Source organism: Blastococcus xanthinilyticus (genome assembly GCF_008124835.1).
In the GTDB taxonomy this organism is placed as follows: domain Bacteria; phylum Actinomycetota; class Actinomycetes; order Mycobacteriales; family Geodermatophilaceae; genus Blastococcus; species Blastococcus xanthinilyticus.
Genome location: NZ_VNHW01000005.1, coordinates 139246 through 161597, shown reverse-complemented (window position 1 = coordinate 161597; position 22352 = coordinate 139246). Strand labels below are relative to the sequence as shown.

The 22352-nt window shown below is 74.9% G+C and carries 23 protein-coding genes; 13 read left to right on the top strand and 10 right to left on the bottom strand.

Going from position 1 to position 22352, the window contains the following annotated elements:
• Window positions 1-48: 48 nt before the first annotated feature.
• Window positions 49-1356, top strand: coding sequence for an MFS transporter (locus BD833_RS09670; protein ID WP_166532921.1), 1308 nt, complete (start codon window positions 49-51; stop codon window positions 1354-1356).
• A 68-nt stretch (window positions 1357-1424) separates the two neighbouring features.
• On the top strand, window positions 1425-1802 hold the full coding sequence (locus BD833_RS09665; RefSeq protein WP_166532920.1) for an FKBP-type peptidyl-prolyl cis-trans isomerase: 378 nt from the start codon (window positions 1425-1427) through the stop codon (window positions 1800-1802).
• Between the two features lie 116 nt (window positions 1803-1918).
• Here the strand turns inward: BD833_RS09665 and BD833_RS09660 are convergent, their stop codons facing one another.
• Window positions 1919-2623: an SDR family oxidoreductase gene (locus BD833_RS09660; protein WP_166532919.1), complete on the bottom strand. Its 705-nt coding sequence runs from the start codon at window positions 2621-2623 to the stop codon at window positions 1919-1921.
• A 78-nt stretch (window positions 2624-2701) separates the two neighbouring features.
• Here BD833_RS09660 and BD833_RS09655 point away from each other — a divergent pair, with 78 nt between their 5' ends.
• Complete coding sequence (locus BD833_RS09655; protein ID WP_243737563.1) at window positions 2702-3082, top strand: MerR family transcriptional regulator; 381 nt, start codon at window positions 2702-2704, stop codon at window positions 3080-3082.
• 41 nt (window positions 3083-3123) lie between these two features.
• On the top strand, window positions 3124-3816 hold the full coding sequence (locus tag BD833_RS09650) for a DsbA family oxidoreductase (RefSeq protein ID WP_166532918.1): 693 nt from the start codon (window positions 3124-3126) through the stop codon (window positions 3814-3816).
• Here the strand turns inward: BD833_RS09650 and BD833_RS09645 are convergent.
• Both BD833_RS09645 and BD833_RS09640 read right to left on the bottom strand, forming a co-directional pair.
• Window positions 3813-4775 carry an NAD(P)H-dependent flavin oxidoreductase gene (locus tag BD833_RS09645; RefSeq protein ID WP_166532917.1) on the bottom strand — a complete coding sequence of 321 codons (963 nt, stop codon included), beginning with the start codon at window positions 4773-4775 and terminating at the stop codon, window positions 3813-3815. The genes BD833_RS09650 and BD833_RS09645 overlap by 4 nt on opposite strands.
• 18 nt (window positions 4776-4793) lie before the next feature.
• Window positions 4794-5771 carry a DUF2867 domain-containing protein gene (locus BD833_RS09640; protein WP_166532916.1) on the bottom strand — a complete coding sequence of 326 codons (978 nt, stop codon included), beginning with the start codon at window positions 5769-5771 and terminating at the stop codon, window positions 4794-4796.
• 56 nt (window positions 5772-5827) lie between these two features.
• On the opposite strand from BD833_RS09640, the gene BD833_RS09635 reads away from it, so the two are divergent.
• Window positions 5828-6391, top strand: a complete 564-nt coding sequence (locus BD833_RS09635; protein ID WP_208092503.1) for a TetR/AcrR family transcriptional regulator — start codon at window positions 5828-5830, stop codon at window positions 6389-6391.
• Between the two features lie 75 nt (window positions 6392-6466).
• Here the strand turns inward: BD833_RS09635 and BD833_RS09630 are convergent, their stop codons facing one another.
• Both BD833_RS09630 and BD833_RS09625 read right to left on the bottom strand, forming a co-directional pair.
• A complete protein-coding gene (locus BD833_RS09630; RefSeq protein ID WP_166532914.1) occupies window positions 6467-6709 on the bottom strand; it encodes an acyl carrier protein in 243 nt (80 codons plus the stop codon).
• Between the two features lie 73 nt (window positions 6710-6782).
• The gene (locus BD833_RS09625; RefSeq protein WP_166532913.1) at window positions 6783-7001 is read right to left on the bottom strand and encodes a hypothetical protein; all 219 of its coding nucleotides are present in this window, start codon (window positions 6999-7001) and stop codon (window positions 6783-6785) included.
• Between the two features lie 73 nt (window positions 7002-7074).
• Between BD833_RS09625 and BD833_RS09620 the strand changes: the two genes are divergently transcribed.
• Both BD833_RS09620 and BD833_RS09615 read left to right on the top strand, forming a co-directional pair.
• The gene (locus BD833_RS09620) at window positions 7075-7404 is read left to right on the top strand and encodes an ArsR/SmtB family transcription factor (protein WP_166532912.1); all 330 of its coding nucleotides are present in this window, start codon (window positions 7075-7077) and stop codon (window positions 7402-7404) included.
• Window positions 7401-7910: an SRPBCC domain-containing protein gene (locus BD833_RS09615; RefSeq protein WP_166532911.1), complete on the top strand. Its 510-nt coding sequence runs from the start codon at window positions 7401-7403 to the stop codon at window positions 7908-7910. Before BD833_RS09620 ends, BD833_RS09615 begins: the two co-directional genes overlap by 4 nt.
• On the opposite strand, the gene BD833_RS09610 is transcribed toward BD833_RS09615, so the two are convergent.
• Both BD833_RS09610 and BD833_RS09605 read right to left on the bottom strand, forming a co-directional pair.
• Entirely contained in the window at window positions 7895-8317 is a 423-nt protein-coding gene (locus BD833_RS09610; protein ID WP_166532910.1) for a hypothetical protein, read from the bottom strand. The genes BD833_RS09615 and BD833_RS09610 overlap by 16 nt on opposite strands.
• Entirely contained in the window at window positions 8314-9543 is a 1230-nt protein-coding gene (locus BD833_RS09605) for an NADH:flavin oxidoreductase/NADH oxidase (RefSeq protein ID WP_243737562.1), read from the bottom strand. The genes BD833_RS09610 and BD833_RS09605 overlap by 4 nt, the downstream gene beginning before the upstream one ends.
• Before the next feature lie 200 nt (window positions 9544-9743).
• Here BD833_RS09605 and BD833_RS09600 point away from each other — a divergent pair, with 200 nt between their 5' ends.
• The 4 genes from BD833_RS09600 to BD833_RS09585 all read left to right on the top strand — a co-directional run bounded on the left by BD833_RS09600 (window position 9744) and on the right by BD833_RS09585 (window position 14940).
• Window positions 9744-11558 carry a phosphoenolpyruvate carboxykinase (GTP) gene (locus BD833_RS09600; RefSeq protein WP_166532908.1) on the top strand — a complete coding sequence of 605 codons (1815 nt, stop codon included), beginning with the start codon at window positions 9744-9746 and terminating at the stop codon, window positions 11556-11558.
• A 240-nt stretch (window positions 11559-11798) separates the two neighbouring features.
• A complete protein-coding gene (locus BD833_RS09595) occupies window positions 11799-13013 on the top strand; it encodes an MFS transporter (protein WP_166532907.1) in 1215 nt (404 codons plus the stop codon).
• 11 nt (window positions 13014-13024) lie between these two features.
• Window positions 13025-14278 carry an alpha/beta fold hydrolase gene (locus BD833_RS09590; RefSeq protein ID WP_166532906.1) on the top strand — a complete coding sequence of 418 codons (1254 nt, stop codon included), beginning with the start codon at window positions 13025-13027 and terminating at the stop codon, window positions 14276-14278.
• Window positions 14275-14940, top strand: a complete 666-nt coding sequence (locus BD833_RS09585; protein WP_166532905.1) for an acVLRF1 family peptidyl-tRNA hydrolase — start codon at window positions 14275-14277, stop codon at window positions 14938-14940. Before BD833_RS09590 ends, BD833_RS09585 begins: the two co-directional genes overlap by 4 nt.
• Before the next feature lie 6 nt (window positions 14941-14946).
• On the opposite strand, the gene BD833_RS09580 is transcribed toward BD833_RS09585, so the two are convergent.
• Both BD833_RS09580 and BD833_RS09575 read right to left on the bottom strand, forming a co-directional pair.
• Window positions 14947-15576: a hypothetical protein gene (locus BD833_RS09580; protein WP_166532904.1), complete on the bottom strand. Its 630-nt coding sequence runs from the start codon at window positions 15574-15576 to the stop codon at window positions 14947-14949.
• 40 nt (window positions 15577-15616) lie between these two features.
• Window positions 15617-16627, bottom strand: coding sequence for a zinc-binding dehydrogenase (locus tag BD833_RS09575; protein WP_166532903.1), 1011 nt, complete (start codon window positions 16625-16627; stop codon window positions 15617-15619).
• Between the two features lie 57 nt (window positions 16628-16684).
• Between BD833_RS09575 and BD833_RS09570 the strand changes: the two genes are divergently transcribed.
• Both BD833_RS09570 and BD833_RS09565 read left to right on the top strand, forming a co-directional pair.
• Window positions 16685-18796 carry a HelD family protein gene (locus tag BD833_RS09570; protein ID WP_243737561.1) on the top strand — a complete coding sequence of 704 codons (2112 nt, stop codon included), beginning with the start codon at window positions 16685-16687 and terminating at the stop codon, window positions 18794-18796.
• A gap of 113 nt (window positions 18797-18909) precedes the next feature.
• A complete protein-coding gene (locus BD833_RS09565; protein WP_166532902.1) occupies window positions 18910-21315 on the top strand; it encodes a penicillin-binding protein in 2406 nt (801 codons plus the stop codon).
• Here BD833_RS09565 and BD833_RS09560 read toward each other — a convergent pair.
• Window positions 21259-22143 (bottom strand): YihY/virulence factor BrkB family protein, encoded by an 885-nt coding sequence (locus tag BD833_RS09560; protein WP_166532901.1) that lies wholly within the window; start codon window positions 22141-22143, stop codon window positions 21259-21261. The two genes, BD833_RS09565 and BD833_RS09560, sit on opposite strands and share 57 nt — an antisense overlap.
• Between the last annotated feature and the right edge of the window lie 209 nt (window positions 22144-22352).

Below are 22352 nucleotides of genomic sequence, written 5' to 3'. Positions count from 1 at the left end.
GTCGTACCCGTCGTCGAGGATGGCGGTACGAGACCTGGGAGGAGTTCCATGACCGCCGTGCCGCGGGCACTGTCGCCGCTGCGGCACCCCCACTACCGGTGGCTGGCCACCTCGCTGGCCCTGTCGCTGTTCGGCCACGGGCTCTGGGCGGTCGCGGTGGTGTGGCAGGTGGTGGCCCTCGGTGGCGGCCCGGCGGCGCTGTCGCTGGTCACCGCCCTCTCGGCGGGCGGCATGCTGGTGAGCACGCTGGTCGGCGGGGCGCTGGCCGACCGGCTCCCGCAGCGGCACATCCTGCTGGGGGTGACGCTCACCGAGGGCGTCACCGTCGGGGCCGTCGCGGTGCTGTCGCTCACCGGCGTCCTGGCGCTCGGGCACCTGGCGGCGGTCGGGCTCGCCGGCGGCATCGCCCTGGGCTTCTACTACCCGGCGTACTCCGCGCTGGTGCCGGTGCTCGTCCCGCCCGGCGACCTGCTGGCCGCCAACGGGCTGGAGGGCGTCGTCCGGCCGGTGCTCGCCCATGCCGCCGGGCCGGCCGCGGCCGGTTTCCTGGTCGCCGCGATCTCGCCGGGCGCCGCGCTGGCGGCGGCCGCGCTCGCGGCGTTCGGTGCGGCCGTGTGCGTGACGGGCCTCCCGGTCCGCGCGGCCGTGCCGCGCGACGGGGGAGCCCGCTCGCCCGTGACCGGCCTCCTGGCCGACGTCCGCGAGGGGTTCGGCTACATGGTGCGGACGCCGTGGCTGCTGGCCACCCTGCTGTTCGCCGCCACGATGCTGCTCGCCTTCATCGGGCCCTTCGAGGTGCTCGTCCCGTTCGCCATCCAGGCGGCCGGTGGCGGGCCGACCCAGCACGCCTACGTGCTCGCCGCCTTCGGGATCGGCGGCGCGGTGGGCTCGCTGGTCGTGGCCTCGCTCCGGCTGCCGCGCCGCTACCTCACGGTGATGGTCCTGCTGTGGGGGCTGGGTTGCGTCCCGCTGGTGGTCTTCGGGTTCACCACCGACCTCTGGGTCATGCTCGTGGCCGGTGCGGTCATGGGCGCCACGTTCCAGGCCGGCATGGTCATCTGGGGCACGCTGCTGCAGCGGCGGGTGCCGGCCGGCCTGCTGGGGCGGGTCTCGAGCCTGGACTTCTTCCTGTCGCTGTCCTTCATGCCGCTGTCCATGGCGCTGGCCGGGCCGGTCAGCGAGCTGATCGGGCTCACCGCCACCTTCGTCGTCGGCGGCCTCGCACCGGCGGTGCTCGCCGTCGTCACCATCGTGGTGGCGCGGATGCCGGCCGACGAGCTCGCCCACCCGCTGGACGTCCTCCCGGAGGCGCCGCCGCTCGCGCCGTCGGCCGGAGAGCGGCTCGACCTCGTCTGAGCGGGCTCCGCCGGCCGCTGCTTGGATGGGTGCGGTGCCGGGAGAGCCCCGGCGCGGGGAGGAGAACCGTGGCCGAGTTGACCCGACCGGACGTCGAGCCGCCCACCGGGCCGGCACCCGACGACCTGGTGATCGAGGACCTCGTCGTCGGCGACGGCGCGGAGGCGAAGGCCGGCGACCTGGTGAGCGCCCACTACGTCGGCGTCACCCACGACGGCGGCGAGCAGTTCGACGCCTCCTGGGACCGCGGCGACCCGCTGGAGTTCCGGGTCGGCGTCGGCATGGTCATCCAGGGCTGGGACGAGGGCATCGTCGGCATGAAGGTCGGCGGCCGTCGCCGGCTCACCATCCCGTCGCACAAGGCCTACGGCGAGCGCGGCGCCGGTGGCGTCATCAAGCCCGGCGCGACGCTGGTCTTCGTCGTCGACCTCGTCGGCGTCCGCTGATCCCCTGCGCCGGGGACGGCACGCCGTCCCCGGCGCATGAGCCCGCCGCGACGCCCGGCGACGGCCGGGCCCGCGTCGGCGTCCACCCGCCGGTCAGGTGACGCCGACCGCCGGCGTCAGGCGGTCGTCGGGGCGTAGAACTCGCGGGGGTCGGCGGCCAGTGCGGCCTTGACGCCCCGGCTCCAGTCGTCGACCAGCACCTCCCACGCGCCGGCCTCGACGCCGTCGAGCGCGGCCCGGACGACGTCGGCCGGGGCGGTCATCGGGCCGGTGTAGCCGGCCATCATGTCGGTGTCGGCCGCGCCCAGCACGATCCCGGTGACCGACGTGCCCTGCCCGGTGAGCTCGATCCGGACGCCGTTGGTCAGGCTCCACTCCGCCGCCTTGGCCGCGGCGTAGGCGTTGGCGCCGGCGGTGGAGAACCAGGACAGCGCGGACAGCACGTTGGCGATCGCGCCCCCGCCGTTGCGGGCGAGCACCGGCGCGAACGCCCGGATGACGCCCAGCGTGCCGAAGAAGTGCGTCTCCATCTCCCGCCGGATCTCGGTCAGGTCGCCGGTGACCAGGTTCGAGCCGGTGGTGATGCCGGCGTTGTTGACCAGCAGGGTCACGTCACCGGCGGCCGCGACCGCGGCGGCGACCGACTCCGGGTCGGTGACGTCCAGCGGCAGCACCGCCACCCCGGGGACGTCGACGAGCTCGGGACGGCGGGAGGTCGCGTAGACCTTCGCCGCCCCGCGCTCGAGCAGCTGCTGGGCGAAGGCGCGGCCCAGGCCGCGGTTCGCGCCGGTGACGAGAGCGACCGATCCGGTGATGTCCATGGTTGTTCTCCTTGTGTCCTGGCGGGTCGGCGAGGACGCTAGGACCTGACGTTGACGTCAGAGGCAAGTGTGAGCCCCATGACCCGAGGAGGTCCGGTGCTGCGCATCGGTGAGGTGGCCGCGCGTTCGGGCGTGAGCGTCCGGGCGCTGCGCTACTACGAGGAGCAGGGGCTCCTGGCGGCGCCGCGCAGCCCGAGCGGGCAGCGCAGGTACCCCGAGGACGCCGTCGACCGGGTGCACTTCATCCAGCTGCTCTATGCCGCCGGGTTGACCAGCAAGGACGTCCTCGAACTCCTGCCGTGCGTGCACACGGGCACCGCCACGCCCGCGATGATGGCCCGGCTGCTGGAGCAGCGGGACCGGATCGACGGGCAGATCGCCGAGCTCACCCGGGCCCGGGAGCGGCTGGACGAGGTCATCCGCGTCGGCCGCGAGCACGTCGTCGCCGACGCTTCCTGACGCCCGGAATGCTCGAGAGAGCATGGAGGTTGTCGCGCGGCATGCAGGTAGAGGTGTGGTCCGACGTCGTGTGCCCGTGGTGCTACATCGGCAAGCGCCGCCTGGAGTCCGCGTTGGAGATGTTCCCGCACCGCGACCAGGTCGAGGTCGTGTGGCGCTCCTTCCAGCTCGACCCGTCGGTCCCCGAGGGCGAGACGCACCCGACGCTGCCGGCGCTGGCTGCCAAGTACGGCAGCGGCGTGGAGCAGATGCGCGAGAACATGGCGCAGGTCGAGCAGGTCGCCGCGGGTGAGGGGCTGGAGTACTCCCTGGCCGACGCCGTCAGCGGCAACACGCTGCTCGCCCACGAGCTGCTGCACCTGGCCGCGGAGCACGGCAGGCGGAACGAGCTCAAGGAGCTCCTGCTGCACGCCTACTTCGAGGAGGGTCGCCCGGTCTTCGACGTCGAGTCCCTCGTCCCGTTCGGCGTCCAGGTCGGGCTCGACGAGGCCGAGGTGCGCGCGGCGCTGACCGACCGGCGCTACCTGGCCGCGGTCCGCCAGGACGGCGCCACCGCGCAGGCACTGGGCGCCACCGGCGTCCCGTTCTTCGTCGTGGACCGCAAGTACGGCGCCGCCGGCGCCCAGCCGGCCGAGCTGCTGCTGCAGATACTCGAGCGGGCCTGGGCCGACGCGAACCCGCTGATCACGGTCCCCGCCGCCGAAGGCTGCGCCGACGGCACCTGCTCGGTCTAGCCGAGCAGGGTCGCCACCGCCCGGAGCGCCCCCTCCGCCTCCGCGGTCATCTCCCGGACGACCTCGGTGGCGGAGCGCTCGACGGTGACCAGGCCGACGGCCTCACCGGCGTAGAGCGGCTGCTGCTCGAGGTCGTCGGTGCGCCGCGCCTCGGCCACCCGCGCGCACGCCTCGGGATCGGCGCGCAGCTCCGCCTCCCGGCCGTGCCACGTCCGGGAGAAGTCGTTGACGAGGGCGCGCCCCGGCCACCGCTCGGGCCAGGCCAGCCCCTGCGCCACGTCGAACGCCCGGGTCAGCACCGTCTGCTCACCGGCGGCCGCGCGCACCCGGGCCCGGGCGGCGGGGGAGTTCAGCGCCTCCGGGCAGGCCAGCAGCGCGGTGCCGATCCACACGCCGGCGGCCCCGGCGGCGAGGGCGGCGGCCATGCCGCGCCCGGTCGCGATCCCGCCGGCGGCGACCACCGGCCGGTCGGCGAGGGCCAGCACCTCCTGCAGCAGCGGCAGGGTGGCGCGGTGCCCGGTGTGCCCGCCGGCCTCGCTGCCCTGGGCCACCAGCAGGTCCACCCCCGCCGCCTGGGCGCGGTGCCCGTCGTCGATCGTGTTCACCTGGCCGGCCACGGCGATGCCGGCGTCGCGCAGCGGGCCGACGTAGGGCGCCGGGTCGCCGAACGACACCGACACCAGGTCCGGGCGGGCGGCGATCGTCGCCGCCAGGAGGTCGGGTCGGTCGGGCAGCGCCCACGCCATCAGGCCGACGCCGAAGCGCAGCCCCCGCCCCCGGGGGAGGGCGCACTCCTGCTCCACGAACTCGGCGGTCGCGGCGCTCCCGACGCCGATCATCCCCAGGCCGCCCGCGGCCGAGACCGCGGCGGCGAGCTCGCCTCCCCCCACGCCGGCCATGGGTGCACCGATGACCGGCGTGGTGAGGCCGAAGTGCGAGGTCAGCGGGGTCGAGATCATCCCCGCATCATGGCCCGGCTACTGCCCGGCGGGGCCTGTCCCCTGCGTGACGGCGGACTGCAGCATCGCCGGGACGATCCGGCGGTGGAAGGGGCGGATGAGCGCGAAGTACAGCCGGCCGAGCGGGCCGTGGAAGGTCACCGTCGTCGTGAGCAGCAGGGCGTCGTCCGCATCGTCGGACCGCCGCAGGCGCACGCTGACGCGGAAGTCCAGGTGCCGGTCGTCGAGACCCATGAGCACCTCGTCCTCCCGGCGGCCCAGCACCGGGAAGCCCTCGAGCGGGTCGGACCCGGAGGCCGCGCGCAGCCCCAGGGGGCGTACCAGGAGGTCGCGCAGCCGCAGCAGTCGTCGGACGATCCGCGGTGGGGACGCGAAGATGCGTCGTCGCCAGACCTCGACGTCGGTGGGTGCGCCGGGGTGCAGCGCGACGGCGAACGAGTCGGCGACGTCCGGCGCGAGCCCGGCGAGCAGGCCGTCCGTGGGCGGTGCCACGGCCCGTACGTGGCCGGCGCCGCGGGTGAGGCCGGCCATCCGGCGGAGCAGCCGGACGTAGGGCGACCAGGGTGTGCGCTGCCGTCCGGGCACGAACCGCTCGTGCACGCGGTCGAACGCGTCCTCGACGACGGCGTCGTGGACCGCGCGGATCGCCAACGGCCACAGCAGGCGGGTCGTGCCGACGGTGCGGCCCGTCAGGTCGTGGCGCAGCAGCGCGCCGCCCGGCCGGGGCTGCACGTCGAACGTGTGCGTGCCTTCGATCCCGCAGGCGGGATCGAAGCGGAACACGACGCGGCGGCCGGGCTCGTACGTCTGGACGGCGTAGCGGATGTCGCTGTGCCCGCCCACGGCGCCTTCGCTCAACGGGCGGTCGAGCTCCATCGGCCACCAGTGGTCGCGGGGCCAGATCGCGTCGTCGGCTCCGCCGAGGGTGTCGAGGGCGGCTCCCACCGCTTCGGGCGCAGCCGGGACGAAGCGTTCGTGGACGTTGTGGAGGTGCATGGCGACCGCCTTCCATACGGGACCGTATGGTCCCGTCCGTACGGTACCGTACGGATGTGGTGCGGGAACAGCGGCTCGACCGGGACAGCTGGTCGCGAGCAGCACTGGAGGTCCTCGGTGAGCGCGGCGTGGCGGGGCTTGCCATCGAACCGTTGGCGAAGTCGCTCGGCACCACGAAGGGCAGCTTCTACTGGCACTTCCGCGACCGCGAGGAGCTCATCAGCGCGGCGCTCGAACGGTGGGAGAACGAGGAGACCGACGCCGTCATCGCCATGCTGGGGCCGCTGGCCGGCGGTCGCTCCCGCCTGCGGGAGCTCATCACGGCGATCTTCGTGACGCATGGGGAAGTGCCCGACCGCAGCATCGGGCTGGCTGCCGCCGCCGGTCATCCAGCGGTGGAGGAAGTCCTCGAGAGGGTGACGCGCCGCCGCATCGACTACCTCGCCGAGGAGCTGGTGGCCGCCGGCCTCGGCGAGGGGGAGGCCCGGCACCGCGCGGTCCTGGCGTACACGTCGTACCTCGGGTACTCGACGCTCGTGCGGAGCACTCCGGGCGCGCTTCCCCGGGGAGAGCAGGCCGCGGCGTTCGTCGACTCCATGATGCGCCTGCTCACCAGCTGAGCCGGTCCTCCCGCCCGACAGGTCGGACGGGAGGTGGCTCCGGATGACGCGGGCGCGGCATCCGGAGCCTGGGTCCTACTGGGCCGCCGGGCCCCCCTGCTCGGTGCCCTGCAGGCGGCCGAGGAACTCGTGGCAGCGCCGGGCGCGGGCGGAGTCCTGCTCCATGACCTCGCGGAAGAAGCTCGCCACGTCGTCCAGCCCCGCGTTCTCGGCGTCCCGGACGTACTGGCCGTAGTCGTGCCCGGCCTTCAGCGAGTGGTACTGGACGGAGATGAGGTCGTAGTAGACGTCCTCGAAGCCGGTCTCACCGGTGGCCATGGTGCCTCCTCGCGTCGGGTGGTGCGGTCGCCCTGCCCGCTACCCGGGTCGGACCGATCCGTCACATGACGGTTCAGGGTTTCGGGCCCTCGGAGAACGCGCCGCCGGTGACGTCGCCGCCCCCGGCCTCGTCGGAGAGCGTCCGGCTGGTGGCCAGCTCCTCCTCGCCGGTGGCGGCCGGGTCGTCCACGGTCGACGCCAGGTCGGCGCCCTCGCCGTAGGCGCCGGGGTCGGCCTGGGTGGTGCGCGGATCGTTCAGCGGGTCGGGCACGTCGGGGTCGGTGACGGTCATGCCGCACTCCTTTCCCGTCGCGCGGCGCCCGAACCCCTGGACGAATGCGTAACCCAGGTGTTACGCATTACCCGTGGAGGCGCTGCAGGTGCTCGGGGACGAGACCCGTCGGGAGCTGGTCGCCCTGCTCGCGGCGGGGGAGGTGCCCGCCGGTGAGCTGGCGGCCCGCTTCCCGGTGAGCCGGCCGGCCATCAGCCGGCACCTGCGGGTGCTGCGGGAGGCGGGCCTGGTCCGGGTGCGCAGCGACGGCCGGCAGCGGCTCTACGCGCTGGATCCCCGGCCGCTGCGCGAGCTCGACGAGTGGCTGGAGCCCTACCGCGACCTGTGGGCCCAGCGCCTGGACGCACTGGACACCGAGATCGCCCGCGGTCGGCGGGCGCGACGCAAGGGAGACCCGGCATGACCGAAGACCTGGACACCCGGCGGGGAACCGTCACCACGGAGGCGGACGGGCGGCAGCGGCTGGAGTTCCGCCGCTCCTGGCCCGATCCGATCGAGGACGTGTGGGCGGCCCTCACCGAGCCCGACCGCCTGGCCCGCTGGATCGGCCGGTACGACGGCGTACGGGCCGTCGGCGCGACCGGGACCTTCGTCATGACCCACGAGGAGGGCGAGCCGGTCGGCGAGCCGATGACGATCCTCGAGTGCGACCCGCCCCGCCGGCTGGTGGTCGAGTGGACCCAGCAGGAGACCGAGGACTGGCGGGTGGACCTCGACCTCCGGAGCGAGGACGGGCGGACCCACCTCCGGTTCGTCCAGGTCTTCCCCGCGGATGCCGACGTCACCGACTTCGCCATGGGCTGGCACTGGTACCTGGCGAAGCTCGGTGCCGAGCTGGGCGACCCGCCCCCGCCGCCGGACTGGGACGCCTTTCTCGCCGAGGTCGGCCCCGCCTACGGCCGCGGCTGAGGGCGGGCGAGCACCGCCATCGCGACCGAGCCGGCCCATCCGGCCAGGACGACGGGGGTCTCCACCGGGTCGAAGCCGCCCGGGGTCACCCGTCGCCGGCAGAGCCGCTCGGACAGGTAGCCGCAGACCATCCCCGATCCGAGCAGGCGGAGGACCTGCCGCGCCCGCAGGTCCGCGGGGTCGCGGAGCAGGCGGGCGAGGGCCCAGGCCTGTGCGCCGATCATGTAGGACGGCGCGCTGATCGCCGAGCCGAACCACCAGGAGTCGCGGGCGACGTGGTCCGGGCTGCCGGTCATGAAGGGGACGTCGTAGTGGCGACGCCGGCGGAGCGCGACCACCTGGCCGACCAGGCCGGCGGCGAGCTGGACCGCGGAGACGGCGACGAGCGCGCGACGGTCCTGCGTCACGGCCGCGGAGACCAGCTCCGTCGGCCCCCGTCCAGGGGCCCACGCCGAGCGGGCGAAGGCTGGGGGGAGCGGGGGTCGTCCGTCTGCACCGGGTCGGGCCCGGTCCAGGGCCCCAGCCGGTCGAGCAGCCGGTCGCGGGAGGCCAGCCGCGGCCCGGCCTGCACCGGGTAGGCGTCGTGGCCGCCGGTCAGCTCCCGGATCGCGTGGACGGCGAAGTTCGGGTCGTCCTGGGCCTCGCGCGCCAGGGCGACGAGGTCCGCGTGCCCGTCGGCGACGACCGCCTCGGCCTGCCGCGGGTCGACGATCAGCCCCACCGCCATCGTCGGGATGCCGGCCTCGGTGCGCAGGGTGGCGGCGAAGGGCACCCGGTAGCCGTAGCCGATCGGGTGGTCCCACCCACCGCCGATGCCGCCGCCGGACACGTCCACCGCGTCGATGCCGCGGGCCGCGAGCTCACGGGCGAACGCCACGGTGTCCTCCAGCGTGATCCCGTCGCGGGTGCCGTCGACGGCCGAGACCCGCACGAGCAGCGGCTTCTCCGCCGGCCAGACCGCCCGCACCGCGTCGACGACCTCGAGCGGGAAGCGCATCCGCTCCGGGCGGGAGCCGCCGTACCCGTCGTCGCGCCGGTTGGTCAGCGGGGACAGGAACTGGTGCAGCAGGTACCCGTGCGCGGCGTGCAGCTCCACGACGTCGAACCCCGCCGCGTCGGCCCGCCCGGCCGCGGCGACGAACGCGTCGCGCACCTCGGCGAGGCCCTCGGCGGAGAGCGCGGTGGGGGCCGGCCACCCCTCACCGGCCGGGACGGCGCTCGCCGAGACGGTCGGCCACGGGGCCTCGCCCGGGCGGGCGTTCGCGGCCGTGACCGGTCCGCCGCCGTCCCAGGGGCGCCGGCTGCTGGCCTTGGCGCCGGCGTGCGCCAGCTGGATGCCGGCCGCTGCCCCCTCCGCGTGCAGGAAGTCGACCACCCGCGCCAGCCCGGGCACGTGCTCGTCGGACCACAGGCCGACGTCACCGTGGCTGATCCGGCCCTCCGGCGTCACGCCGGTGGCCTCGACGACCACCAGGCCGAAGCCGCCGAGGGCGAACCGGCCGAGGTGGACCAGGTGGTAGTCGCCGACGAATCCGTCGGTGACGGAGTACTGGCACATGGGGGCGACGACGAGGCGGTTGCGCAGCGTGACGCCACGAAGACGAAGCGGCGCGACCAGGGTGGGAGTGTCCACGGAGAGGAGTGAACGCCGCCGCCGACCAGGGTCTTCCGACCTGAGCGCCAGACGTCCTAGACGTAACATTTCTCTCGGTTACAGACGCATGCCGCGCTTGTAGCCTGGCCCGATCCCGGTCGGCCGCCCCCGCGACCGCGGTACGTACGCACCACCGCCGGAGCGGACTCCGCCCGGCACCCCATGAGGATGGAGACGCCGTGACTTCCGTGGCCACCCCAGGTCTGGAGAACGCCCCCACGACGCACGCCCGGCTGCTCGCCTGGGTGCGGGAGATGGCCGAGCTGACGACGCCGGACCAGGTGGTGTGGGTCGACGGCAGCGACGAGGAGTGGGAGCGGCTCACCCAGAAGCTGGTCGACGCCGGCACGTTCACCCGGCTGGAGAAGAAGCCCAACTCCTTCTGGTGCGCCTCCGACCCCAGTGACGTGGCGCGCGTCGAGGACCGCACCTTCATCTGCTCGGTCCACGAGGCCGACGCGGGGCCCACGAACAACTGGATGGCCCCGGACGAGATGAAGTCGATCATGACGGGCCTGTACCGCGGCTCCATGCGCGGCCGCACGATGTACGTCATCCCGTTCTGCATGGGCCCGGTCGAGGCCGAGAACCCCATGTTCGGCGTGGAGCTCACCGACTCCGAGTACGTCGTGGTCTCCATGCGGGTCATGGCCCGCATCGGCAGCGCCATCCTCGAGGCCATGGGCACCGACCGCCCGTTCGTGCCCGCCATGCACTCCCTCGGCGCCCCGCTCGAGGACGGTCGGGCCGACGTCCCCTGGCCGTGCAGCGACACCAAGTACATCGTGCACTTCCCCGAGGAGCGGGCCATCTGGTCCTACGGCTCCGGATACGGCGGCAACGCGCTGCTGGGCAAGAAGTGCTACTCCCTGCGCATCGCCTCGGCCATGGCCCGCGACGAGGGCTGGCTGGCCGAGCACATGCTCATCCTCAAGCTCACCAACCCGCAGCAGAAGGTCTACTACATCGCCGCCGCCTTCCCCTCGGCCTGCGGGAAGACCAACCTGGCGATGCTCGAGCCGACCATCCCCGGCTGGAAGGTCGAGACCCTCGGCGACGACATCGCCTGGATGCGCTTCGGCGAGGACGGGCGGCTCTACGCGCTGAACCCGGAGTACGGCCTGTTCGGCGTCGCGCCGGGCACCGGCTGGGACACCAACCCCAACGCCATGCGCACGATCGACAAGGGCAACTCGGTCTTCACCAACGTCGCGCTCACCGACGACGGCGACATCTGGTGGGAGGGCATGACCGACGAGCCGCCGGCCCACCTGACCGACTGGAAGGGCCGGGACTGGACGCCGGAGTCCGACGAGCTCTCCAGCCACCCGAACAGCCGGTTCTGCACGCCGATCACCCAGTGCCCGATCCTGGCGCCGGAGTACGACGACCCGAAGGGCGTGCCGATCTCGGCGATCCTGTTCGGCGGCCGTCGCAAGACCACGATCCCGCTGGTCAGCGAGGCGCGGGACTGGAACCACGGCGTCTTCATGGGGGCCACGCTCTCCTCGGAGACCACCGCCGCCGCGACCGGCGCCGTCGGTGTCGTCCGCCGCGACCCCTTCGCGATGCTGCCGTTCATCGGCTACAACGCCGGTGACTACTTCGGCCACTGGGTGAACACCGGCAAGCAGGCCGACGCCACCAAGCTGCCGAAGATCTTCTACGTGAACTGGTTCCGGCGGGACTCCGACGGCGGCTTCCTGTGGCCGGGCTTCGGCGAGAACAGCCGGGTGCTCAAGTGGGTCATCGAGCGCATCGAGGGCACCGCCGCCGCCGTCGAGACGCCGGTCGGGCACGTGCCCACCCCCGACGCGCTCGACGTCTCGGGGCTGGACATGACCCCCGAGCAGGTGGAGAAGGCGCTCGCGGTCGAGCCCGAGGAGTGGCGCGAGGAGATCCCGCAGATCACCGAGTGGTTCGAGAAGTTCGGGGACAAGCTGCCCAGCACCATGTGGGACGAACTGGAGATCCTGAAGAGCCGCCTCAGCTGAACCGACGTCGAGGGCTCGCACCGCAGCCTCGGTGCGGGCCCTCCCCGTCGGTCCCAGCCCCCCGATGATCAGGCGACCTGGTCGTCACGGGTCCTGGCTCACCACCGGTGCTGAGCCAGGACCTCTGTCGATCAGGTGGCCTGATCACGATGGGGCGCGTGGTCCGCGGTCACGGCGGGACGCGACGGTGTCGGTTAGCGTGGCGACGGCCCTTCCTGACTTCCGGAGGCATCTCCGTCCGTGGCGAATCCCTACGTGCAGGTCCTCCGGACCCCGCATGCCCTGCCGATGGTGCTCGCCGCGTTCGTCGGCCGGCTGCCCCTCTCGATGGTCGGGCTCGGCTCGGTCCTCCTGGTCGCGTCGGAGACCGGCTCCTACGGACTCGGCGGCGCCGTGGCCGCCATGGGTGCGGTGACGACGGCGATCGCGGGGCCGCTGCTGGGGCGGTGGGCCGACACGCACGGCCAGCGGCGGGTGCTGCTGCCGGTGCTGGCCGTCTTCGTCGCCTCCGGCGTGGTCTTCCTCTTCTCCGTGCGCGAGGCCTGGCCGCTGTGGATCGTCTTCGCCTCGGCCGGCCTGGCCGGGGCCTGCATCCCGCCGGTCTCCTCGATGATCCGCGTCCGCTGGACCCACCTGCTGCGCGGCAGCCACCGCCTGCACACCGCGCTGTCGATGGAGTCGGTGGTCGACGAGTTCGTCTTCATCGTCGGCCCGGTGCTGGTCACGTTCCTGTCCACCACCGGCCACGCCACCTCCGGGGTGGTCACGGCGTTCACCCTCGCCACCGTGGGCAGCCTGCTGTTCGCCGCCCAGCGCCGCACCGAGCCGGAGCCGCACGGGCACGCGAGCCGGCAGGGCCCCTCGGCGATCCGCACCGCCGGTCTGCGCGTGCTGTTCGTCGTCGGGGCCGCCGTGGGCGCCATCCTCGGCACGCTGGAGATCGCGCTGGTCGCGTTCGCGGACGAGCGTGACGCCATGCCGCTCTCCGGCGTCCTCATCGCCAGCCTGGCGGTCGGGTCGATGGCCAGCGGCATCGGCTGGGGGGCCATCCACTGGCGGCTGCCGCTCCGGCTGCGGCTGGTCGGGGCGCTGAGCCTGCTCACCGTGCTGGTGGTCCCGCTGCTGCTCATCGACGACATCTGGGTGATGGTGCCGTTCGTGATCGTCGCGGGGATCGCGGTCTCGCCGTCGCTGATCAGCTCGTTCACCCTGGCCGAGCTGCTGGTCCCCCGGTCGGCGGTGACGGAGGCGTTCACCTGGATCGGCACCGCGCTGGGCCTGGGCGTGGCGGTGGGCGCCTCGGCCGCGGGCAAGATCGTCGACGTCGCCGGGGCCAACATGGCGTTCGTCGTGGCGGTCGTCGCCGCCGGGGTCGCCGCGATCGTCGTCGCCGTGTTCCAGCGGCTGCTGCACGTGCCCGCCGAGCACGCCGCCGAGCCCGCGCTCGCCGGCTGAGCGGCCGGCCCGTGCAGGAGTACACGATCCCGGGCGCGCACGTCCGCGACCGGTCGGTGCCCGTGCCGCTGCACTGGGACGGCGGCGACGGCGGGACGATCTCGGTGTTCGTGCGGGAGCTGGTCGATCCGGAGCGGCGCGACGAGGACCTCCCGCTGCTGCTCTTCCTGCAGGGCGGCCCGGGCGGGAAGTCGCCGCGGCCCACCCGCGGCGACTGGATCGAGCGCGCGCTCCGCCAGTTCCGGGTGGTGCTGCTCGACCAGCGCGGCACCGGGCGCAGCTCGCGGGTGACCGGCCGGCAGATGGGCACCTTCGCCGACCCCGCCGCCGCCGCGGCGCACCTGCTGGCCTTCCGGGCGGACTCGATCGTCGCCGACGCCGAGCACGTGCGGGCCACCTTCTACGGCGGCCGGCGCTGGACCACCCTGGGCCAGAGCTACGGCGGCTTCATCACCCTCACGTACCTGTCCCGGGCACCCGAGGGGCTGGACCGGTGCCTCGTCACCGGTGGGCTGGCGGGGCTGGCGGCCGACGGCCGGGAGGTCTACCGGCGCACCTATCCGCGGGTGGCCGCCAAGACCCGCCGCTTCTACGAGCGCTACCCCGGCGACGTGGCGCGGGTCGCCGCCGTCGCCGACCGGCTGGCTTCCGGGGAGGCCGTGCTGCCCGACGGGGACCGGCTCTCGGTGCGCCGGCTGCAGACCACCGGCCAGGTCCTGGGCACGCAGGCCGGCGCGGAGGAGCTGCACTGGCTGTTCGAGGAGGCGCTGGACGACGACGGCGAGCTGACCGACACCTTCCTCGACCAGGTCGCCCGGCGGACCTCCTTCTGGGACAACCCGCTCTACGCCGCGCTGCACGAGAGCATCTACGCCGCCGGCCCCGGCCCGATCGGGTGGGCGGCGCAGGACGAGCGCGGCCCCGGGTTCGACGGGAGCCGCCGGCCGCTGCCGTTCACCGGCGAGATGATCTACCCCTGGATGTTCGAGGAGATCGCCGCGCTGCGGCCCTTCGGCCCCGCCGCGCACGCGCTCGCGGAGCACGCGGAGTTCCCCGCGCTGTACGACCCCGCGCGGCTGGCCGCGAACGAGGTGCCGGTGGACGCCGCGGTCTACTTCGACGACATGTACGTCGACGCCGGGCTGTCGCTGGAGACGGCCGAGGCCGTCGGCAACGTGCGGACCTGGGTGACCAACGAGTACGAGCACGACGGCCTGCGGGTCGGCGACGTCCTCGACCGGCTGCTGACCCTCCGGTCCCGGTGACCCGCCCCCGGCCCGCCGCCGGCGGCGGGCGGCAGCTCGGGGTGGCGCCGGAGCGGCTGGGCCGCTGGCTGGACGGCGTCGCCGGGCGGCACGGCGCCTTCACCGAGGTGGCGCCGGCCCCCGACGGGCTCCGGATCACCTGCGCCGACACGACCACCGTCGCGCTGCGCGCCCCCTTCGGCTGGACCCCGGAGACGCCGCTGCTCGGCAGCTTCACCGCCGCCGCGGGCCGGCCCCGCAGGGCCGCGGTGCTGCTGGTCCGCCGCGGCCGGTGGGCGGTCGGCGTCTTCGACGGCGACCAGCTGGTCGTCTCCAAGGTCGACGCCCGGCAGGTCCAGGGCCGGACGGCGGCCGGCGGCTGGTCGCAGCAGCGGTTCGCCCGGCGCCGCGCCAACCAGACCGACGCCGTCGTCGACCACGCGGTGGAGACCGCCGCCCGGGTGCTGCTGCCGCACGCCGGCGAGGTGGTCGCGCTCTTCGCCGGCGGCGACCGGGGGCTGGTGGACGAGGTGCTGGCCGACGCCCGGATGCGCCTGCTGGCCGCCCTGCGCCGCGGCCCGGCGCTGGAGGTCGGGGAGCCGACCAAGGTCGTCCTGCTGGAGACGCCGAAGCAGTTCCGCGCCGTGGACGTCCACATCGTGGAGCCCGGCGACCGGACCTGACCGGCGTCAGCCGACGGCGCTCACGGCCACCGGTGCGCCCGTCACCTCGGGGAACAGCGGGAAACGGCTGCTGATCCCGAGCCGGGCCAGGTCTTCGGCGCCGCCGTCGCCGGCCACCGCGGGGTCCAGCCCGATCCCGACGCCGCCGCCGTCGTTCCCGGGCCAGGCGCTGTGGACCACACCGGCGTGCTCGCGGACCAGGCGGCCGGCCTCCTCGACGAGCTCCGTGGTGCGGAAGCGGGTCTGCTCGATCCGCACGTCGAAACCCGCGCCGCCGGACGCCTCGGCGAGTGCCACCAGCTCGGCCGGTGGTGCCCCGTACCAGCGCAGGATCACCGCCGACCGGTCCAGGGTGATCTCGGACTGCCCCAGGTCGCGGTGCTCGCCCCAGCGCACCCGGACCTCCTCGAGGAGCACCGTCATCTCCTCGGTGACCGGCGGCAGCGAGAGCATCTCCTCCGGGACCGGCTGAGGCAGCGGTTCGGGGAGGACCGGTGGCTCGCCCGGGGGCACGAGCTCGACGCGCATCCCGCCCTCCGGCACCGGCGCCTCGCCCGCCTGCGCCCCGGCGCACGCCGCCAGGACGCCGACGAGGGCGACGAGCAGGGCGCCGCGGGCGGCCCGTCCGGAACTCATGCGGGCAGGTTCGCCCGCGGGCCACCCGCGGCGCAAGGGGTCAGGGCGTGATCACCAGCCGGATGGGGTCGCCCGTCTTGTGCGCCAGTCGCTCCACGCCTTCCGCGGCGTCGGCGAGCGGCAGCGTGCCCGAGATCGACCGCGACAGGTCCAGCCGGTGGTGCCGGATCAGGTCCACCAGCTCCACCACGTGGGCGGGCTCGGAGCCGTAGTGGCCGAGGATCCGCTGGCCGAAGTAGCTGAACTGGGTGCCGTTGCGGATCTCCAGCGGCTGGTCGGTGAGCCCCACCAGCACGAGGGCGCCGTCGCGCTCCAGGCAGCGCACCGCCTGCTCGCGCACCGGCGCGACCCCGGCGAAGTCGAAGGCGAAGGCCAGGCCGGCGCCGCCGGTCAGCTCGCGGACGCGGGCGGCGATGTCGTCGGCCGGGTCGAGCGCGAGGTCGGCGCCGAAGTCCAGCGCCCGCTGCCGGGCGGCCGGCACCGGGTCGACGGCGACGATCGGCGCGGCACCGGCCAGGCGCAGCAGCTGCACCGCGTGCGCGCCGAGGCCGCCGATGCCCCAGACGCCGACGGGCTGGGCGGCCCGCACCTGCGCCGTCCGGACGATCGAGGCCCACGGGGTGGACACCGCGTCGGGCACGATGCAGGCCTGCTCCAGCGGCAGGTCGTCGGGGACCGGGACGACGGTGCCGGCCGTGGCGAGGGCGTACTGCGCCCAGCCGCCGTCGTAGTCGACGCCACGGGTGTGCACCCAGCCGCCCTTCTCCTCCCCGGCCTGCAGCAGCACCCGCTGCCCCTCGGCCAGGCTGGGCACGCCGTCGCCCAGCTCGGCGACGACGCCCGCCACCTCGTGGCCGAGGGTCACCTCGTCGCCGGCGAGGAACAGCGGGGAGAGCTGCCCCTCGATGAGGTGCACGTCGGAGAGGCAGATGCCCGCCGCCTTCACCTCGATCAGCACCTCGCCCGGTCCGGGCGCCGGCTTCGGCACCTCCTTCACGACGAACTCACGGGTGCGCACGTTCAGCCGGCCGGCCAGCATCGAGTCAGGCATCCCCCCCATCCAAACCCGTCGACGCGGGCCCGGCACCCGGCGTAACGTCTCCCGACCGTGTCTCCCTCCACACCCTCCGAGACCACCGTCCCCGATCCCACCCCTGCGGACCCCGTGCTCGCCGCCGAGCGCGCCCACCTGGACCGCGCGGCCGGCTGCCTGGCCGAGATGCGCGTCGCCGCCTCCGCCGTGACCGATGCCGGCGTCGACTCCTGGGCCTCCGAGCGCCTCGGCGCCGCCCGTGCCCGACGGCTGGCCGCCCTGGCCGCCGACCCCGGCGTCCCGCCGTTCTTCGGGCGCACCGACGCGCTGCCCGCCGCCGGCGCCGGCGCCGGCGAGACGTTCCACATCGGCCGCCGGCACGTCCGCGACGCCGCCGGCGACCCGGTGGTCATCGACTGGCGGGCGCCCATGAGCCGGCCGTTCTACCAGGCCAGCGCCACCGATCCGCACGGCCTCGCGCGCCGCCGCCGGTTCGGGTTCTCCGGCGGCGAGCTCACCGGCTACGAGGACGAGGTGCTCGAGGCCGGCGACGGACCGGGGGAGTTCCTCCGGGAGGAACATTCGAGCCGAGTCCTGCTCCGTGAGATCGAGCGACCGCGCAGCGGTCCGATGCGCGACATCGTCGCCACCATCCAGCCCGACCAGGACGACATCGTGCGCGCGCCCCTGGCGGCGTCCCTGTGCGTGCAGGGCGCGCCGGGCACGGGGAAGACCGCGGTCGGCCTGCACCGGGCGGCGTACCTGCTCTACACCCACGGCGGGCAGCTCGCCCGCACCGGCGTCCTGGTCGTCGGGCCGAACCGGGCCTTCCTGCGGTACATCGAGCAGGTGCTGCCGACCCTGGGCGAGGTCGACGTCGCGCAGGCCACCGTCGCCGAGCTGACCGCCCGGGTGCCGGTGCGGGCGGCGGACTCCGCCGCCGCGGGCGAGCTCAAGGGCGACGCGCGCCTGGCGGAGGTGCTGCGCCGGGCGCTGTGGGGGGAGATCGCGAAGCCCGTCGACGACGTCCTGGTCCCGCTGGCCGGGCGGCGGTACCGGGTGCCCGTGGAGCGGCTCAAGCGCGCCGTCGACGACCTGCGCCGGCGCGGCCGGGCGGCCGAGGACCAGCAGCTGCTGCACTACGCGGCCGGCCGCGAGCGCCTGGCCATGCTGCTCGCCGAGGACGCGCGGCGGCAGAAGGAGGCCGCCGGCGGCAGCCCGACCGACGCCGAGACGCGGCGCGGCGCGCGCAGCGCCGAGGTGCGGGAGTTCTGCGACCGCGTGTGGCCGGCCTGGGACGCCGCGGGCCTGCTCTTCGCGCTGTGGAGCGACGCCGACCGGCTGGCCCGGGCCGCCCGGGGGGTGCTGGACGCCGACGAGCAGGCGCTGCTGCGCTGGCCGGTGGTGCCCCGGTCGGTGCGCAGCGCGCCGTGGACGCCGGCCGACGCGGTGCTGGCCGACGAGCTGGCCGGGCTGCTGGAGCGCACCGCGGGCCACGGGCACGTGGTCGTCGACGAGGCGCAGGACCTCTCGCCCATGCAGTGCCGGGCGATCGCCCGGCGGCTGGGGGCCGGTTCGCTCACCGTGCTCGGCGACCTGGCCCAGGGCACCAGCCCCTGGTCGCCCGCCGACTGGGCCCGGACGCTGGCCGACCTCGGCCGGCCCGCCGCCGCGGTCACCCCCCTGACCACCGGCTACCGGGTGCCGGCGGAGGTGCTCGACTTCGCCAACCGGCTCCTCCCGGTGATCGCGCCCGGGCTGCCGGCGGCGACCGCGGTGCGCAGCGAGCCGGGATCCCTCGCCGTCCGGCCGGTGGCGGCGCTCGCCGGGCCGCTGGCCGACGTGGTCGCAGACCTGGTGGAGCGGCCCGGATCGATCGGTGTGGTCTGCGCCGACGCCGTCGCCGACGAGGTGGTCGCGCTGCTCGGCGCCGCCGGCCTGCCCGCCGCCCGGCTCACCGACGACGGCGAGGACCCCGGGCGGGTGGCCGTCGTCCCCGCCACGCTGGCCAAGGGGCTGGAGTTCGACGCGGTCGTCGTGGCCGACCCCGCCGCCATCGTCGCCGCCGAGCGCCGCGGGCTGCACCGGCTGTACGTCGTCCTGACCCGGGCCGTGAGCACCCTGGTCGTCCTGCACCGCGGCGACCTCCCCGCACCGCTGTCGCGGGACGCCGGACAGCCGGTGTGACGGGCGGGTCGGCGGTGACGGACGGTGCGGTTCCGGTTGCCCGCCCGCCGCGCGGGTGATTGTGGTCGGTGATCTTTCCTGCTGAGCTGGCCGCCCAGCTCGGGAGGAGGGTCATGGCGTCGCGCAGGGCACCGGGTCGCACGCTGTTCGCCCTCGCCTGCTCGATCGTGGTCGCCGGCGCCCTGCTGGCCGGGCTGCTCCTGCCCTGGGTGGGCGGGCCGGCGCTGGCGGCGCGGCAGTCCTCCGCGCTGCTCGGTGAGCCGCCGCGCGAGTTCACCCTCGACGTGCCGCCCGGCAACACCGTCCTGCTCGCCGCCGACGGCGAGGTGATCACCTCCTTCTACCGGGAGAACCGGGCGCCGGTCCCGCTCGATCAGGTCGCCGAGGTCATGCGGCAGGCGCTGGTCGCCGTCGAGGACGCCCGCTTCTACGACCACGGCGGCCTGGACGTGCAGGGCACCGCCCGGGCCCTGGTCACCAACCTCGCCGCCGGGGAGGTCGAGGAGGGCGGCTCCACGCTCACCCAGCAGCTGGTCAAGCAGACCCTGCTGCAGGCCGCCACCACCCAGGCCGAGCGCGACGCCGCCACCGAGAAGACGTTCGGCCGCAAGCTGCGCGAGGCCCGGCTGGCCCTGGCCCTGGAGGCCGACTACAGCAAGGACGACCTGCTCGCCCGCTACCTCAACATCGTCTACTTCGGCCAGAACGCCTACGGGGTGCAGGCCGCCGCGCAGGCGTTCTTCGGCGTCGACGCCGCGGCGCTGGCGCTGCCGCAGGCGGCCCTGCTGGCCGGGCTGGTGCAGAACCCCCTGGAGCACGACCCGTTCGGTGACCCGGAGGGCGCGACGGTCCGGCGCAACCAGGTGCTGGCCCGCATGGCCGAGCAGGGCTACATCGACCAGGTCCAGCTGGCCGAGGCGTCGGCGGCGCCGCTCGGGCTGGCGCCGGCCCCCGCCCCGCCGCGCGGCTGCGCCGAGGCTCCCGTCGGGGCCTACGTCTGCGACTACGTGCAGACCTACCTGGAACGGGAGTTCGGGCTCACCCAGCGGGACCTCGAGCGCAACGGCTACGTCGTGCAGACCACGCTGGACCCGGCCCTGCAGCGGGCCGGCGACGCCGCGGTGGTGGCCAACCAGCCGCTGGAGAGCTCGCTGGCCGCGACCTTCACCGCCGTCCAGCCCGGCACCGGGCACCTGCTCGCGATGAGCGTCAACCGGCTGTTCGGCCACGACGAGAACGACCGCCGGCAGGAGTCGGTCAACCTCAACGCCGCGCCCAGCCGCGGCGCCGGGTCGACGTACAAGGTGTTCGTCGCCGCCGCGGCGCTGGCCCGCGGCTACTCCACCGGGTACACCCTGACGACGCCGAGCCGCTACTACTCCCGGGTCTACAAGGAGGCCGGCGGGCCCTACGACGTCCGCAACGCCGGCACCTACCGCGGCACGCTGGACCTCACCACCGCGCTCTACCAGTCCTCGAACACCTACTTCCTGGCGCTGGAGGATGCGCTGGGCAGCGTGGCCGAGCCGGTGCGGATGGCCGAGCGCATGGGCCTGTTCGCGCACGGGCCGGCGGGGCTGGCCCAGCGGACGATCGAGGGCAACAACGGCTCCTTCGCCTTCGGCCCGGAGGCCACCAGCCCGCTGGACCTGGCCAACGCCTACGCGACGCTGGGCGCGAGCGGCACCCGCTGCGACGTCGTCCCGGTGACCGCGCTGCTGGACCGCACCGGGAAACCGGTGCTCGGCGACGACGGCCGCCCGCTGGTCGACGGCGACCGGTGCACCCCCGACGCCGTCCCGGCCGGGGTGGCGAACACGCTCAACCAGATGCTCCGCCAGGACGTCGAGCCCGGTTACGGCGGGCAGACCGGCTGGCGCGCGTACGTGCCCGGCCACCAGATCGCCGGCAAGACCGGGACCACCCAGCAGAACGTCTCGGTGGCCTTCGTGGGCTACACCCCCGAGATCGCCGCGAGCGTCATGGTGTTCAACCCCAAGGAGGCCGAGGACGTCGGCGGCTTCGGTGGCGGCAAGGGCGCCACCATCTGGCACGACGCCATGGCGCCGATCCTCACCGCCCGGGGCAGCACCCCGTTCCCGCCGGCGGATCCGGCCGTCGTCCGGGGGAACACCGTGCCCATGCCCCGGTGCAGCACGCCGGCGAACTGCGCGCAGGTGCTCGGCGACGCCGGCTTCGTCGACCAGGTGCTGCGGGTCGACAGCGACCTGCCCGACGGCTCGCTGGTCGGGACCAGCCCGGCGGCGGGCGCCCGGGCGGTGCCCGGCCAGGTGGTGACCGTGCTGGTCAGCAACGGCGCGCGGTACGTGCCGCCGCCCCCTCCGCCACCACCCGCGCCGACGCCTCCGCCGGCCGCGCCGGTCGCACCACCCGTTCCCGCCCCGCCGCCGCCCGATCCCGGCCCGGTGCCGCCGGACGAGGGCCCCGTCCCGGCGGAGGGCTCATGGGGTGTCGCCTCGTGGCTCGACCGCTTCCCCGGCCGGCCGGCCGGCCGCTGACCGCGGGTCGAGGAGCTGGTCCACGGCCTGGGTGACCAGCCAGCCGCACAGCAGCACCAGGTGCAGGACGAACAGCCACAGCCCGATCGCCACCACCCCGCCGACGACGTCGAGGCCGCCGAAGGGGGCGCCGAGGTCCAGGGGGAGGGCCAGGAAGAGCACGAAGCCCTGGAGGAAGCCCGACAGGCAGGCGGCGGTGAACAGCGCGCCCACCGTCAGCGCCGGCCAGCGCACCCGGCCACCGCCGACCACCCGGAAGCCCCAGGCCAGCGGCAGCGTCAGGGCGATCAGGACCGAGTAGAAGCCCACGGCCACCTGCCCCACCGTCGCGGCGAACCCGCCCCGGTCGGCCAGCTCGGCCATGAGGCCGGTGGCCAGCAGCAGGGGGTAGAGCAGGACGGGTGCGACCACCAGCAGCGGCAGGGCGGCCAGCCGGCCGCGCCAGCCCGTGAGCCCCTCGGAGCGGGAGCTGAAGCGCAGCAGCGCCCGGCGCAGCCCCTCGCCGTAGAGCGACATGGGCAGCAGCGCCAGCAGCGCCCCGATCACGTCCAGCCCGGCGCCGGCCTCCACCAGCCGGGCGACCGCGTCGGGTGCACCGAGCTCGCCGGGCAGCAGCCCGGCGAGCTGCCGGCCGAGCTCGGCCACCCGTTCCGGGGAGGTGAGCCACGCGGTGAGCCCGAAGGCCAGCACGACGAGCGGCACGACGGCGATGCCGGCGTAGAAGGTGAGCCCGGCGGCGATGAGCGCGAGGTCCCGGCCCACCAGCCGCTCGCGGGCGAGCGGGACGACGCCGCGGGCGACGGCCCGCAGCCGACCGCTCCGCTCCATCCATGGGTAGTGGTCCCGCGGCGCGGCTGCGAAACCGGACCCCGGCCGGTGGGCCGGGCGCGGGGTGGGCCCGGCGGTACGCTGGCGGGGCCGGAGTGCCGCGGTGGGGCTGGTGTGACAGCCGCGGGCGGAATTACACGAATGTCATTCAGGGCATTGTCACGGGCCGGTCACGACGCTTACCGTGAGTACGTCCTTCGGGGCGTTCC

Bases quoted from the DNA above. Each gene is read 5' to 3' on its own strand.
- BD833_RS09670 (WP_166532921.1), top strand. From the start codon at position 49: ATGACCGCCGTGCCGCGGGCACTGTCGCCGCTGCGGCACCCCCACTAC.
- BD833_RS09660 (WP_166532919.1), bottom strand. From the start codon at position 2,623: ATGGACATCACCGGATCGGTCGCTCTCGTCACCGGCGCGAACCGCGGC.
- BD833_RS09655 (WP_243737563.1), top strand. From the start codon at position 2,702: ATGACCCGAGGAGGTCCGGTGCTGCGCATCGGTGAGGTGGCCGCGCGT.
- BD833_RS09650 (WP_166532918.1), top strand. From the start codon at position 3,124: ATGCAGGTAGAGGTGTGGTCCGACGTCGTGTGCCCGTGGTGCTACATC.
- BD833_RS09645 (WP_166532917.1), bottom strand. From the start codon at position 4,775: ATGATCTCGACCCCGCTGACCTCGCACTTCGGCCTCACCACGCCGGTC.
- BD833_RS09640 (WP_166532916.1), bottom strand. From the start codon at position 5,771: ATGCACCTCCACAACGTCCACGAACGCTTCGTCCCGGCTGCGCCCGAA.
- BD833_RS09630 (WP_166532914.1), bottom strand. From the start codon at position 6,709: ATGGCCACCGGTGAGACCGGCTTCGAGGACGTCTACTACGACCTCATC.
- BD833_RS09625 (WP_166532913.1), bottom strand. From the start codon at position 7,001: ATGACCGTCACCGACCCCGACGTGCCCGACCCGCTGAACGATCCGCGC.
- BD833_RS09615 (WP_166532911.1), top strand. From the start codon at position 7,401: ATGACCGAAGACCTGGACACCCGGCGGGGAACCGTCACCACGGAGGCG.
- BD833_RS09580 (WP_166532904.1), bottom strand. From the start codon at position 15,576: ATGAGTTCCGGACGGGCCGCCCGCGGCGCCCTGCTCGTCGCCCTCGTC.
- BD833_RS09575 (WP_166532903.1), bottom strand. From the start codon at position 16,627: ATGCCTGACTCGATGCTGGCCGGCCGGCTGAACGTGCGCACCCGTGAG.
- BD833_RS09565 (WP_166532902.1), top strand. From the start codon at position 18,910: ATGGCGTCGCGCAGGGCACCGGGTCGCACGCTGTTCGCCCTCGCCTGC.
- BD833_RS09560 (WP_166532901.1), bottom strand. From the start codon at position 22,143: ATGGAGCGGAGCGGTCGGCTGCGGGCCGTCGCCCGCGGCGTCGTCCCG.